At 65.1% G+C, this 13,163-nt stretch carries 13 protein-coding genes; 7 read left to right on the forward strand and 6 right to left on the reverse strand.

Annotation, left to right across the window (positions count from 1 at the left end; translation table 11 throughout):
• Positions 1-3: 3 nt before the first annotated feature.
• Positions 4-1,002 (reverse strand): cobaltochelatase subunit CobS, encoded by a 999-nt coding sequence (gene cobS, locus AYJ54_RS07800; protein WP_063698072.1) that lies wholly within the window; start codon positions 1,000-1,002, stop codon positions 4-6.
• A 296-nt stretch (positions 1,003-1,298) separates the two neighbouring features.
• Between cobS and AYJ54_RS07805 the strand changes: the two genes are divergently transcribed.
• Positions 1,299-1,958, forward strand: coding sequence for a DedA family protein (locus AYJ54_RS07805; protein WP_063698074.1), 660 nt, complete (start codon positions 1,299-1,301; stop codon positions 1,956-1,958).
• Between the two features lie 208 nt (positions 1,959-2,166).
• On the opposite strand, the gene AYJ54_RS07810 is transcribed toward AYJ54_RS07805, so the two are convergent.
• Positions 2,167-3,396, reverse strand: coding sequence for a citrate synthase family protein (locus AYJ54_RS07810; RefSeq protein ID WP_063698076.1), 1,230 nt, complete (start codon positions 3,394-3,396; stop codon positions 2,167-2,169).
• Positions 3,397-3,471: 75 nt separating this feature from the next.
• On the opposite strand from AYJ54_RS07810, the gene AYJ54_RS07815 reads away from it, so the two are divergent.
• A complete protein-coding gene (locus AYJ54_RS07815; RefSeq protein ID WP_063698078.1) occupies positions 3,472-4,563 on the forward strand; it encodes a citrate synthase/methylcitrate synthase in 1,092 nt (363 codons plus the stop codon).
• 199 nt (positions 4,564-4,762) lie between these two features.
• Here the strand turns inward: AYJ54_RS07815 and AYJ54_RS07820 are convergent, their stop codons facing one another.
• Positions 4,763-5,395: a J domain-containing protein gene (locus tag AYJ54_RS07820; RefSeq protein WP_063698080.1), complete on the reverse strand. Its 633-nt coding sequence runs from the start codon at positions 5,393-5,395 to the stop codon at positions 4,763-4,765.
• A 155-nt stretch (positions 5,396-5,550) separates the two neighbouring features.
• On the opposite strand from AYJ54_RS07820, the gene AYJ54_RS07825 reads away from it, so the two are divergent.
• Positions 5,551-5,826, forward strand: a complete 276-nt coding sequence (locus tag AYJ54_RS07825) for a BolA family protein (RefSeq protein WP_063698081.1) — start codon at positions 5,551-5,553, stop codon at positions 5,824-5,826.
• A 146-nt stretch (positions 5,827-5,972) separates the two neighbouring features.
• Here the strand turns inward: AYJ54_RS07825 and AYJ54_RS07830 are convergent, their stop codons facing one another.
• The 3 genes from AYJ54_RS07830 to AYJ54_RS07840 are packed head-to-tail and all read right to left on the reverse strand — an operon-like array spanning position 5,973 to position 9,081.
• Positions 5,973-7,280 (reverse strand): HlyC/CorC family transporter, encoded by a 1,308-nt coding sequence (locus AYJ54_RS07830; protein WP_063698083.1) that lies wholly within the window; start codon positions 7,278-7,280, stop codon positions 5,973-5,975.
• Positions 7,281-7,309: 29 nt separating this feature from the next.
• A complete protein-coding gene (gene aroB / locus AYJ54_RS07835) occupies positions 7,310-8,458 on the reverse strand; it encodes a 3-dehydroquinate synthase (RefSeq protein WP_063698085.1) in 1,149 nt (382 codons plus the stop codon).
• Positions 8,455-9,081, reverse strand: coding sequence for a shikimate kinase (locus tag AYJ54_RS07840; RefSeq protein ID WP_063698087.1), 627 nt, complete (start codon positions 9,079-9,081; stop codon positions 8,455-8,457). Before AYJ54_RS07840 ends, aroB begins: the two co-directional genes overlap by 4 nt.
• A gap of 156 nt (positions 9,082-9,237) precedes the next feature.
• Here AYJ54_RS07840 and AYJ54_RS07845 point away from each other — a divergent pair, with 156 nt between their 5' ends.
• The 4 genes from AYJ54_RS07845 to AYJ54_RS07860 form a co-directional block, all read left to right on the forward strand.
• Positions 9,238-9,384 carry a hypothetical protein gene (locus AYJ54_RS07845; RefSeq protein ID WP_008144572.1) on the forward strand — a complete coding sequence of 49 codons (147 nt, stop codon included), beginning with the start codon at positions 9,238-9,240 and terminating at the stop codon, positions 9,382-9,384.
• 17 nt (positions 9,385-9,401) lie between these two features.
• On the forward strand, positions 9,402-10,373 hold the full coding sequence (gene xerD / locus AYJ54_RS07850) for a site-specific tyrosine recombinase XerD (protein WP_063698089.1): 972 nt from the start codon (positions 9,402-9,404) through the stop codon (positions 10,371-10,373).
• 276 nt (positions 10,374-10,649) lie between these two features.
• Complete coding sequence (locus tag AYJ54_RS07855; RefSeq protein WP_063698091.1) at positions 10,650-11,612, forward strand: acetyl-CoA carboxylase carboxyltransferase subunit alpha; 963 nt, start codon at positions 10,650-10,652, stop codon at positions 11,610-11,612.
• 507 nt (positions 11,613-12,119) lie between these two features.
• A partial coding sequence (locus AYJ54_RS07860; protein ID WP_245328933.1) for a L,D-transpeptidase family protein occupies positions 12,120-13,163 on the forward strand: 1,044 nt, incomplete at its 3' end.

The following is a 13,163-nucleotide window of genomic DNA, read 5'->3' on the forward strand; positions in this document are numbered from 1 at the left end:
GGATCAGCTGAGCGCCACGTTGACTGCCGATTCCGGCAGCTCCGCGTTGAAGCAGCGCTGATAGAACTCGGCGACCAGCGGACGCTCGAGCTCGTCGCACTTGTTGAGGAAGGTGACGCGGAAGGCGAAACCGATATCGCCGAAGATGTCGGAGTTCTCCGCCCAGGTGATCACCGTGCGCGGGCTCATCACCGTCGACAGATCGCCATTGGCGAACGCGTTGCGGGAGAGGTCGGCAAGGCGGACCATCTTGTTGACGATGTCGCGGCCCTCCTGGGTGCGATAGTGCTTCGCCTTGGCGAGCACGATCTCCACTTCCTCGTCATGGCCGAGATAGTTCAGCGTGGTCACGATCGACCAGCGGTCCATCTGGCCCTGGTTGATCTGCTGGGTGCCGTGATAAAGACCCGAGGTGTCGCCGAGGCCAACGGTGTTGGCGGTGGAGAAAAGCCGGAACGCCGGGTGCGGCTTGATCACCTTGTTCTGGTCCAGCAGCGTCAGGCGGCCGGAGACCTCCAGCACGCGCTGGATCACGAACATCACGTCGGGACGGCCGGCGTCGTATTCGTCGAACACCAGCGCGACGTTGTTTTGAAGCGCCCAGGGCAGGATGCCATCGCGGAATTCGGTGACCTGCTTGCCGTCCTTCACCACGATCGAGTCCTTGCCGACGAGGTCGATACGGCTGATGTGGCTGTCGAGGTTGACGCGCACGCAGGGCCAGTTCAGCCGCGCCGCGACCTGCTCGATGTGAGTGGATTTACCGGTGCCGTGATAGCCGGTCACCATCACGCGGCGGTTCTTGGCGAAGCCGGCGAGAATGGCGAGCGTGGTGGCGCGGTCGAAGCGGTAGTCGGCGTCAATTTCCGGGACATGAGGATCGACTTCGGCATAGGCCGGCACTTCGAGATCGCTGTCGATCCCGAACACCTGGCGCACCGACACCTTCATGTCGGGCAGACCGGAAACTTCCTCAATTTTGGACAGGGCGGCGGTCGTCATCAATCCTCCGAGGCCCCGGGCGGTCCCGAGACCAGTTATTTGCACGTTGGCTGCGGCTGGGTGCGTTGCGAACCTATCAGAGACAACGAGCCGGCAGAAGCCCGCGTGCCAATCAAAGTTCCGTTGTCTTTTCATTTAGATAGGCAAGGAACGCGATTTTTGGAAGGCTGCCCTGCGAATCATGCTCGAATTTCGCCCGAATAAGCCGGCCTGCCCACGCAAATGGCATTTTTCCCGCCTCGCCCCACTTATGTAGGATCTGAACCCCGCAAGCCCATGGCCAAGACAGAGACGACGTGACGTCCATCCTCGATCCCTTCATTGAGTTCGTTTCGGCCCATGCATGGCTGGCCTATCTGACCCTGTTCCTGGCGGCGCTTCTCGAAGCCGTTCCGGTGGTGGGATCGGTGGTCCCCGGCTCGACCATCATCCTGGCGCTGAGCGCCCTGATTCCGGGCGGCGAGCTCCGCCTGCAATGGGTGCTGCTGGCCGCCGCCCTTGGTGCCGTCCTGGGTGACGGCTCGGCCTACTGGATCGGGCACAAGCAGCAGCGCGAGATCCTCAGCACCTGGCCGCTGACCAACTATCCCCGCGTGGTCGAGGAGAGCGAGACCTTCTTCCGCCGCTTCGGCACCTGGGCGGTGTTTCTCGCCCGCTTCGTACCGCCGATCCGCGCCTTCGTGCCGGTCACGGCCGGTGCGCTCGGCATGGCGCCGTCGCGCTTCTACGCGGTGAACATCCCGGCCATCCTGGTCTGGGCGCCGGCCCATGTGCTCCCGGGTGTCCTCGCGGTGTCGGCGCTTCATGAATATGCCGGGCTGCCGCATCATGAGCACGTCGGCAAACATATCTGGATGTTCACCGTCGTCGGCGTCGCGATCATCGTGGGGCTTGCGATCTGGGCCATCCGCCGCCGGCATGGCAGCGGAGTCGCGACGGCGAAGCCGCGAGGTTAGAGGATGTTTAGAGTGGGTTGAACTGCTTGCCGGAATTGCGGTGCTAAACCTCTCCCGTAGGGAGAGGTCGCGCCGGAGGCGCGGGTGAGGGCTTACGCTCTCTCGTGGGACCTGAGCCCCTCACCCGATTTGCTGCGCAAATCGACCTCTCCCTACGGGAGAGGTGGATCGAGCTCCTCGGCTCGCAGCAACCACAATTCATCGCGCCTTAGGTTTTGGAATCGGCAGCCGCGGCCCTCCGTCCCGGCGCGGGGCCGACATAGCGTGCCCGCGGGCGGATCAGCTTTCCGAACTGCAACTGCTCGCTGGCATGCGCGATCCAGCCGACACTGCGCGCCATCGCAAACAGGGCGAGCTCGCTGCCGGCCGGCAGGCGCAGCGCGTGCACGAGCACCGCGAGGACATAGTCGATATTGACGAACTCGCCCGTCGCCTCCGCGATCCGCTCCGGCACCTCGCGGGTGAATTTGCGCGGCGCGCCGGCGCGCGCCAGGGCGTTCAGCAGCGATTGTGCACGCGGATCGCCGCGCTTGTAGACGCCGTGGCCGAAGCCGGCAAAACGCTCGCCGAGCGCAACGCGCTCGCGCACCATCGGCTCGACGTCGCGATCCACCAGTGTCTTGACGAGCTGCGAGGCCAGCACACCGGCGCCGCCGTGCTTGGGCCCCTTCAGCGCGGCGAGGCCGGCGATGACGGCATCGTACAGGTTGAGGCCGGTCGAGGCCGCGCAACGCGCGGTGAAGGTCGACGCATTCAGTTCGTGATCGGCGAGCAGCACGAGCGTGCGGCGGATGAGGTCGCCCGCATGCTTGTTGTCCGGCGCCCAGACCCTCGCGATCTGCTGATGCAGCGGCTCGGCCGAGGGCTCGGCATTGAGCATGGTCGCGACCAATAGGCGAACGATGCGCGCGCCGACCATGGCGCGGCCATCGGGCGCGCGAGTGAAGGCACGGGAGTCGGCGCTCGTTGCCAGCGCCAGCACCGCGATCGCGCGGTCAATCGGCGCGGCGCGACGTGCGGCCTGCGCGATCGTGCGCATCTCTTCGGACACTTGAGGGCAGTTGTCCGCGGCAAACGGATCGACGCCGGAGACATCCCAGAGCAGCGTTGCGGTGTGCTCCAGCGTGTCGTTCTCGGCGAGGTCGACGCAGTTGACGCCGCGATAGATCGGGCCGTCCTCGGTGATGGTCGAAATCTCGGTGTCCATCACCGGCAGATCGGCATCGAAGCTGCGCAGGCCGCGCGGCTCCGGCGACGGGACGCGGCGCTCCTTCAGGGCGCGGACGTCCTCGGCGCGATAGCGGTTCTTGCGCGAATCCGGCGTCGGCTCGGAGCGGATCAGGCCACGGCTGACATAGGCGTAGAGCGTGGCCGGCGAGATCGCGAGCTCGGCCGCCGCTTCCCGGGCGGAGAGGTACAGCTCCGGAGAATTTTTCATATTGATTTATGTAATCAAGATTGATCAATCTGTCGAGAGGCCCGACCTTTCCTTGCGTGAAAGGAGATTTGGGCCATGAACATCCACCTCACCAAAAGCCAGATCGGGCTGGACGGCGTTCCCGCGGCCGAAACCGTGCTGAGCCATGTCGACGGCGAGCGCGGCGAACTGATCATCGCCGGCGAGCATGTCGGCACCCTCGCCGCCAAATCGAGCTTTGAGGGCGTCACCGCCCGGCTCTGGAACGGCGCCAGCAGGAGCGCGCTCAGCGAGGCCAATGTGCGGGCGAGCCTCGGGCTGGCACGCGAGCGCGCCTTCGCCCGGCTGCCGGACCTGCTGCCTGCGACCCGCGGCATGGGCATCATCGACGGGTTTCGCGCGGCGGTCGCGGGGCTTCGCGCCGAGAACGGGCTTGAGCACGAGGCGACCATCGTCGGCGCGTTTCCGGTGATTGCGGGCGCACTGGTCCGGCGCGCCAAGGGGCTCGATCCCGTCCCGCCCGATCCGAACGCGAGCCATGCCGCCGATACGCTGAAGATGCTGCGTGGCGCCTCGCCGGAGCCGCGCGAGGTCGCGGCGCTGGATGCCTATTTCGTCACGGTCTGCGATCACGGCATGAACGCCTCGACCTTCACCACGCGCGTGGTGGCCTCGACGCAAGCCGACCTGTTCGCCGCCGTTACCGCCGGCTATTGCGCGCTAACCGGTCCCTTGCATGGCGGCGCGCCGGAGCCGGTGCTGGAAATGCTGGATGCGATCGGCTCGCGTGAGCGGATCAAGCCGTGGGTCGACGCGGCACTCGCCCGCGGCGAGCGGCTGATGGGCTTTGGCCATCGCGTCTACCACGTGCGCGATCCGCGCGCCGACGTGCTCAAGGCCGCGATCGAGCGGCTTTCCGCCGACGGCGCCGACCTGCCCTTCGCCGGCGAGGTCGAGGCGTATATTCGGGAAGCCTTGCGCAAGAAGAATCCGGATCGGCCGCTGGAGACGAATGTCGAGTTCTTCACCGCAATCCTGCTCGACGCACTCGCCATCCCGCGCCAGGCTTTCACGCCGATCTTCGCCGTCGCCCGGAGCGCCGGGTGGACCGCGCACGCCCGCGAGCAGCAGCGGACGGGGCGGCTGATCCGGCCGAGTTCGTCCTATGTGGGGGCGATGCCGAGCTAAACGCGACCGCGCAACACAACACAATGTCGTCCCGGCGAAAGCCGGGACCCATACCGCGTGATCTATCGGGTGAGCGCGGGTGCTAGTATCGCCGGAAGACCGAATGACTGCCAGTCTTCGCCAAACTTCTCCCTGGGGTTGGGTCCCGGCTTTCGCCGGGACGACGCCAGAGAAAGTGGCAGCGGCAAGGGCTGGAGGTTCAGGCCTCCTTCACCACCGTCTTCAGATAATTATAGGCTTTGATGATCTCGATCAGGCGGTCTTCGGTCGAGCGGTCGCCGCCATTGGCATCGGGGTGGTGCCGCTTCACCAGCGCCTTGTACTTGGTCTTGACGTCGGCGAGCGTGGCGTCGGGGCCGAGCCCCATCACCTGGAGCGCCTTGCGCTCGGCGTTCATCACCTTACGCGTCTCGGCCTTGGGCTGAGCCTCGGGCCCACGGCGCCAGTTCGCCCGGCCGTTGATCTCACTGAACATGCTGAACGGATCGAAGGCGCCATCGATCTCGGCTTCCGTTCCCTTCTTGACGCCGCCATTGGCGCCCATCTTCCAGGTCGGGCGGTGGCCGGTCAGCGCGTCCTTCTGGTAGCGCGCGACCGCGTCAGCATTCATGCCGGAAAAGAAATTGTAGTTCTGGTTGTACTCGCGCACGTGATCCAAGCAGAAGTGCCAGTACTCGCGCGAATTTTCGCGGCCCTTCGGCGCGCGGTGGCTGCCCTTGTTCTGGCAGCCGGTCCATTCGCAGGTGACCACGGTCTCGCGCGGCTTCGCTTCCTGCTTGCCTCGCGGCTTGACGCGGATGGAGTCGAAGAACTTTGATGAATCGATCGGCATGGCTGACTTTGACTACGCAATGCAAAAACCTTCAAGTCTTGACATTGCGATTAAGACAAAACCCGTAACCGAAGCCTCGCTTCGGCTTTTTTTAACGGCCGCCAAAGGCGGCCTGTGGCATTGACGGCGTGCGATCGCACACCTTAATGGCTCACATGGCTATCAAAGACACTATCAGCAACAAGTTGCAGGAAGCTTTCACGCCGGAAAGCCTGCAAGTGGTCGACGAGTCACATTTGCATGAGGGCCATGCCGGCCACCGGCCGAGCGGCGAGACGCACTTCCGCGTTTATATCGTGTCGCCGGCCTTCAAAGGGAAGAGCCGGGTCGAGCGCCATCGCATGATTAATTCGGCGCTGGCCGCGGAACTTTCCGGCGGCGTGCATGCATTGGCGATCCATGCGCAGGCGCCGGGGGAAGGCGGGACCTAGCGAATCTTGCAGTCATGCCCCGCGCAGGCGGGGCATCCAGTAAACACCACCATCGAGATTCAATCGATAGGCCGCGGCGTGCTGGATCGCCCGCCCCAGTGCGCAAGCGCGCACAAGGCGGGCGATGACCGCTCACCGGATAAGCGTCAGAACGACGTCCCTGCCCGCCGCGGCTTGGCCTCCTCCACCTCGGCCTCGCGCGGCACCGGTGAAATACGGAGCGCGGTGATGCGGTTGCGCTCGCGGCGGAGCACGCGGAAGCGGAAGCCGTGGAAGGTGAAACTCTGGCCGCGGTCGGGGATCGAGCGCGCCTCATGAATGACGAGGCCGGCCACCGTCGTTGCCTCCTCGTCGGGCAGATGCCAGTCCATGGCGCGGTTGAGATCGCGGATCGGCACCGAGCCGTCGACCACGACCGAGCCGTCCGGCTGCGCGCGCACGCCGGCGACCACGACGTCATGCTCGTCGGAGATGTCGCCGACGATCTCTTCCAGAATGTCTTCCAGCGTCACAAGACCTTCAACTTCGCCATACTCGTCGACGACGAGCGCGAAATGGGTCTTGCGGCGGCGGAACGCCTTGAGCTGCTCGGAGACGGGGCGCATCTCCGGCACGAACCAGGGCGGCAGCGCGATGGTGGAGACGTCGATGCGCGAGGTGTCGCCCTCCGAGGCGCGGATCGCGCGAAGGAGATCCTTGGCGTGGAGCACGCCGATGATGTTCTCCGGCTTGTCGCGCCAAAGCGGAATGCGGGTGTATTCGGTCGCCAGCACCTCGCGCACCAACTCCTCCGGCGGCAGGTCGGCATTGATCATCATCATCTCGGTGCGATGGATCATGACGTCGGAGACCTGGAGCTCGCGCAGGTCCAAGAGGCCGCCGAGCATGTCGCGGTCCTGCTTCTCGACCTTGCCCTCGTGATGCAAGAGGTCGACCGCGCCGCGCAGGCGCTCGGTCGGCGACAGGATCGCCTGGTGCTCGCCGATGGCAACGCCAAACAGGCGCATCAGCATGCGCACGATGGTCTCGACCACCGAAAGCACCGGCCCCAGGATGAACACGGTGAGCCGCATCGGGCGCGCCACCGCCAGCGCAAGGCGGTCCGGCGCGTTGATGGCGATGGTCTTGGGCAGCACCTCGGCGAAGACGACGACCAGCGCCGTCATCACGCCGGTCGCGTAGAGCACGCCGACCTCGCCGAACCAGGTGGTGAAGATGCCGGTCGCGATCGCGGAGGCTCCGATATTGGCGATGTTGTTGCCAAGCAGGAGCGCACCGATCAGCCGCTCACGGTTCTCGATCAGCTTTGAGACGATTTCGGCGTCGTGATTGCCCTGCTTGGTCAGCCGCAGCATGCTGGCGCGTGAGGCGCCGGTCAGCGCGGTCTCGCTCGCGGCGAAGAACGCCGAGATCAAGAGGCAGAAGACGACGATGGAGAATCCGAGCCAGTCCATGCACCACTCGACAGCCGTTCAGCCGCGCCTCATGCCCTGTGCGCGAGCTTCTCTTTAAGGAAATCGCGCACCGGCGTCGGCTCGACATCCTTGGCGATGACCGCGCGGCCGACCGCTTCCAGCAGGATGAAGGTGAGCTTGCCGCGCTTGACCTTCTTGTCCTGCGCCATCAGCGCCATCAGCGCGTCGGCATCGGCAAGCCCCTCCTGCGCGAAGCCCGCGATGTCCTGCAGCCGCGTCGGCAGGCCAGCCTGCGCAAGATGACGCTCGACGCGCACCGCCTCCGCTTCGCCGATCATGCCGAGCCTTGCCGAGAACTCTGCCGCCAGCACAATGCCGATGGAAACACCCTCGCCGTGGAACAGGCGGTCGGAGAAGCCGGTCGCGGCTTCCAGCGCGTGACCAAAGGTGTGACCGAGATTGAGCAGCGCGCGCTCGCCGGTCTCGCGCTCGTCGCGCGAGACGATCGCGGCCTTGGCACGGCAGGAGGTCGCGATCGCATGCTCGCGGGCCGAGCCACCCTTGAAGATGTCGGCGTGGTTCTTCTCCAGCCAGGTGAAGAAGGCTTCGTCGCCGAGCACGCCATATTTGGCGACCTCGGCGTATCCGGCGCGGAACTGCCGCGGCGACAGCGTGTCGAGCACGGCGGTGTCGGCGATGACCAGCACCGGCTGGTGGAAGGCGCCGAGCAAATTCTTGCCCTGGGGCGAGTTGATGCCGGTCTTGCCGCCGACGGATGAATCGACCTGCGCCAGCAGCGAGGTCGGCACCTGCACGAAATCGACGCCGCGGCGCAGGATCGCAGCCGCAAAGCCGGCGAGATCGCCGACCACGCCGCCGCCGAGCGCGATGACGAGATCGTTGCGCTCGATCTTTGCTGCGATCAGGGCTTCGCTGACCTTCTCGAGGCCGGCATAGGTTTTGGAGATCTCGCCTTCCTCGACGACGATGCGCGAGGTCGGAATGCCGGCCGCGGCGAGCGAGGCCTCGGTGGGTTCGAGCCAGTATTTCGCGACGGTGCGATCGGTCACGATGGCGGTGCGCACGCCGGGGCGCAGGCGCGTGATGCGCTCGCCGAGCGAGGCAAGCACGTCACGGCCGATGACAATGTCATAGGCGCGATCGCCGAGCGCGACGTCGACCTTCACCGGATCGGAATGTTTCAACGGCGCAGTCATCGTGCGGCACTCGCGACATCAGGTGGTAACCGGGGATCGGCCTGCTGGCCGCAGAGATACGCGCGCAGGGTCTCGAGGCACTCCTCGACGATCTTGTCGTGCGGTACGTCACGCGAGGCGATGGTGAGGTCGGCGTTGCGGTAGACCGGCTCGCGCTCGGTGAGGAGACGGGTGACGGTTCCCTCGGGGTCGGCGGTCTGCAGCAGCGGACGATCAGCGCGGCGGCGCACGCGGCGCATGATGACGTCGTGGTCGGCCTTGAGCCAGATCGAGACCGCCTTGGCGGCGATGCGGATCCGCGTCTCCTCGCGCATGAAGGCCCCGCCGCCGGTGGCCAGCACCAGCGGTCCGCCGTCGAGCAGCCGCGCGATCACGCGGGCCTCGCCGTCGCGGAAATGCGGCTCGCCATGGCGCTCGAAAATCTCGGGTATGGTCATGCCGGCGGCCGCCTCGATCTCGGTGTCAGCATCGACGAAGGGCAGCCGCAGCCGCGCCGCCAGGCGCCGGCCGATGGTGGATTTTCCGACCCCCATCATGCCGACCAGCACGAGCGAGCGCGCACCGAGCGCCGACAAAATATCGGCCTCAGGCGAACCAAGTGCTGGCAATACGGCGTCGGACATGTCCCTCGCTCAATCGGTCGCCTCATGCGACATCCGGCCACCTATACTACCCCCCAAGCGGCCCTCGCCAGAGGACTCTTGCTATGAAACGGCGAACATGTTGGATGATTTCATTGGTTAATTTGCCTGTCTGAGCCCTCGCCGAGACCTTGCCCGATGCCCAGCCTGTTCCGCTTCCTGACGGTCGTCGCCGTGCTCGCCGGCATCGTCTATGGCGTGGTCTTCGCGCTGGCGAACTTCGTCAACCCCAAGCCGCGGGAAATGACGGTGACGATCCCGCCTGACAAATTTCTCAAGAAATAGGAGCTAGCCTCCGGGGCATGCGCGCCAAGCCTTCCACCACCAAGCCCTCAGATCCCAAGTTCATCGGCCTGTTCCTCGACATGCTCGCGGCGGAACAGGGCGCCGGCTCCAACACACTCGATGCCTACCGCCGCGACCTCACCGATTTCTCTGAGTTTCTGGCCCGCCTCGGCCACACTTTCACCGATGCCGAGACGCAAGTCCTGCGCGACTATCTGGCCGATCTCGACACGCGCGGCTTCAAATCCTCCAGCGTCGCCCGGCGGCTGTCGGCGATGCGGCATCTGTTCCGCTTTCTCCTGAACGAGCGCATACGCGGCGATGATCCGGCGGCGATCCTGTCCGGCCCCAAGCGCGGCCGCGGCCTGCCGAAGGTGCTGTCGATATCGGATGTCGACCGCATGCTCCGGCGCGCCAGGGAGATGAGCGAGGCGGTCGATGCCTCACCCTCGCAACGGCTGCGTGCTTTGCGGCTCTATTGCCTACTCGAGGTGCTCTACGCCACGGGCCTGCGCGTCTCCGAATTGGTGGCGCTGCCGCGCTCGGCGGCCAAGCGCGATGCCCGCATGATCGTGGTGCGCGGCAAGGGCAACAAGGAGCGGCTCGTGCCGCTCAACGAGGCCTCGCGCCAGGCGATGGCCGATTATCTCGCGGCCACCGAGGCCGCGAAGACCGAAAAGAAGAACAGCCTTGCCGCCTCGAAATGGCTGTTCCCCTCCTTCGGCGAAAGCGGCCATCTGACGCGGCAGCATTTCGCACGCGACCTGAAAGAGCTCGCGGTCGCCTCCGGCCTGCAGGCCCGCCTGGTCTCGCCGCACGTGCTGCGCCACGCCTTCGCCAGCCACCTCCTGCACAACGGCGCCGACCTGCGCATCGTGCAGACCCTGCTCGGCCACACCGACATCTCCACCACCCAGATCTACACCCATGTGGTCGAAGAGCGCCTGAAGAGCCTGGTGCGCGACCTCCATCCGTTGGCGGAGACGTAAGCCGAAGTCCCGTAGCCCGGATGGAGCGCAGCGAAATCCGGGGTCGTCGCCTCACGGAAAGACTTATCCCGGATTACGCTTCGCTCCATCCGGGCTACCAGCTACGGCCGAAACTGCCTTGACTTCGGCCACATCTCCGCAGAAAGAGCCGTGACCTCACGCGTGATTTGGCGCGCTCCCGGGAGCGCACAAGCCAACTCATTGAAGAAGCTACACTTCTTTCCGCGTTCTCAAAACGGTTTCGTCGCCTCGCCCCGTCCTTCCTATATTGAGTTGATGCCAGACCAGATGCGCAGCTATCTCGACTTCGAAAAGCCCGTCGCCGAGCTCGACTCCAAGGTCGACGAATTGCGCGCGCTGGCGGCGTCCGGCACCGACATCGCCGAGGAGATCGGGCGGATCGAGGACAAGGCGGCGCAGGCGCTGGCCGACCTCTATCTGAACCTGACGCCCTGGCAGAAGACGCTGGTCGCGCGCCATCCGCAGCGGCCGCATTTCTCCGACTTCATCAAGGGCCTGATCACCGAGTTCACCCCGCTCGCCGGCGACCGCAAGTTCGGCGAGGACGAGGCGCTGGTCGGCGGCTTCGGCCGCTTCCGCGGCGAAGCGATTTGCGTGATGGGCCAGGAAAAGGGCGATTCCACCGACAGCCGCATCAAGCACAACTTTGGCATGGCGCGGCCCGAAGGCTATCGCAAGGCGGTGCGGCTGATGGAGATGGCCGAGCGCTTCGGCATTCCCGTGCTGTCGATCGTCGACTCCGCCGGCGCCTATCCCGGCATCGGCGCGGAAGAGCGCGGCCAGGCCGAGGCGATCGCGCGCTCGACCGATGCCTGCCTGTCACTGGGCGTACCGAACGTGGCGATCATCACCGGCGAGGGCATGTCGGGCGGCGCGATCGCGATCACCACCGCCAACAAGGTCTTGATGCTGGAGCACGCGATCTACAGCGTGATCTCGCCGGAGGCCGCCTCCTCGATCCTCTGGCGCGACGGCACCAAGGCGCAGGAAGCCGCCAACAACATGAAGATCACCGCCCAGGACATGCTCCGCTTCGGCGTGATCGACAGCATTTTGAAGGAGCCGGTCGGCGGCGCCCATCGCGACCCCGCCGCCATGATCGCCACCACGGGCGAGGCCATCGACAAGGCCTTCGACGAGCTGCGCAATCTGGACGCCGACGGGATCCGCAAGCAGCGGCGGCAGAAATTCCTCGATATCGGTCGGAAACTGGGCTGATTCGGGCGGTTTCGGCGCATGATGGCTATTGCGGTGCCGGCTCGGGTCACCTCTCCCGTAGGGAGAGGTTGGATCGCATCGAAGATGCGGTCCGGGTGAGGGGTTCTGGCCTCACTGATCGCTGCGGCCCCTCACCCGGATTGCTTCGCAATCCGACCTCTCCCCGTCGGGGAGAGGTGAAGAGCCCCCGGTAACCCGCTATTAACCCTTTTTTTGCCCAAATCGGCGATCTCAGTCTCAGTTTGGCCGAAAGGCCCAAGTTCCGTCCTAAGTACCGTCCAAGTTTAGGCTCTGTTGACCATGCTACTCCGCCAACGGGCTCGTGATCCCCGCTCGGGTTGCGACCCCAGGTTCCGGAGGTTAGAATTTTAATCAATGGCTTCAGGGCATAAGCGCTGGGGCTTGGTCTGAAAACAGCCCGCCAAAAGCGGGTCCGGGTCTCCGGTCGGGCCATGCTCCAAAGTTGTGGGGTTCGCGCTCCTTGCCCGGCACGGTGTGGGGTCGATCTTGAATTCTAGCTCGCTTGCTCGCGCGCTCTTGGCTTCGGTTGCGCTTGTCTCCAGCGTATTGCTCGCCGGATGCGATACCGACCAGGTTTCGCTCGCGACCAACGCCAAGGCCAACCAGCCGGTGCCGCCGAAGCTCGTCGCCGCGATGGCCGAGAAGAACATGGATCTGCAATCGCCGATCCTGGTCCGCCTGTTCAAGCAGGAGGCCGAGCTCGAGGTCTGGAAGCAGACCCGCTCCGGCCAGTTCGCGCTGCTCAGGACCTATCCGATCTGCCGCTGGTCGGGCGATCTCGGACCGAAGGTCCGCGAGGGCGACCGCCAGGCTCCGGAAGGGTTTTATTCGATCAACCCCAGCCAGATGAATCCGCAGTCGGCCTACTACCTGTCCTTCAACACCGGCTACCCGAACGCTTTCGACAAGGCGCTCGGGCGCACCGGCTCGCAGCTGATGGTGCATGGCGACTGCTCGTCGCGCGGCTGCTACGCGATGACGGACGAGCAGATCGCGGAGATCTATTCGCTCGGGCGCGAATCCTTCTTCGGCGGCCAGAAGGCGTTCCAGCTTCAGGCCTATCCGTTCAAGATGACGCCGGTGAACATGGCCAAGCACCGGAACAATCCGAACATGCCGTTCTGGAAGATGATCAAGGAAGGCTACGATCATTTCGAGGTGACGCGGCAGGAGCCGAAGGTCGATTTCTGCGAGAAGAAATACGTCTTCGATGCCGCGAAGACGCCGGATGCCAAGCGTGATCCGGTGTTCGATGCCTCGGCAAAATGCCCGGCCTATGTGATCCCCGAGGACATTGCGAGCGCCGTGCGCGAGAAGGAAGAGCGCGACCAGGCCGAGTACAACAAGCTCGTCGCCAAGGGCACGCCGATGGCGCGCATGAACACCGGCATCGACGGCGGCATGAACAAGATCTTTGCCGCCAAGATTCCGGAAGGCTCGACCGGCCTGTCGGAGAGCGCCGAAGGCTCGACCCTGCAGATGCTGGCGATGTCCAAGGCGCCGGGCACGATCCCCGGCACCGTCAACCCG

It is taken from the genome of Bradyrhizobium centrolobii, assembly GCF_001641635.1.
Lineage (GTDB): Bacteria > Pseudomonadota > Alphaproteobacteria > Rhizobiales > Xanthobacteraceae > Bradyrhizobium > Bradyrhizobium centrolobii.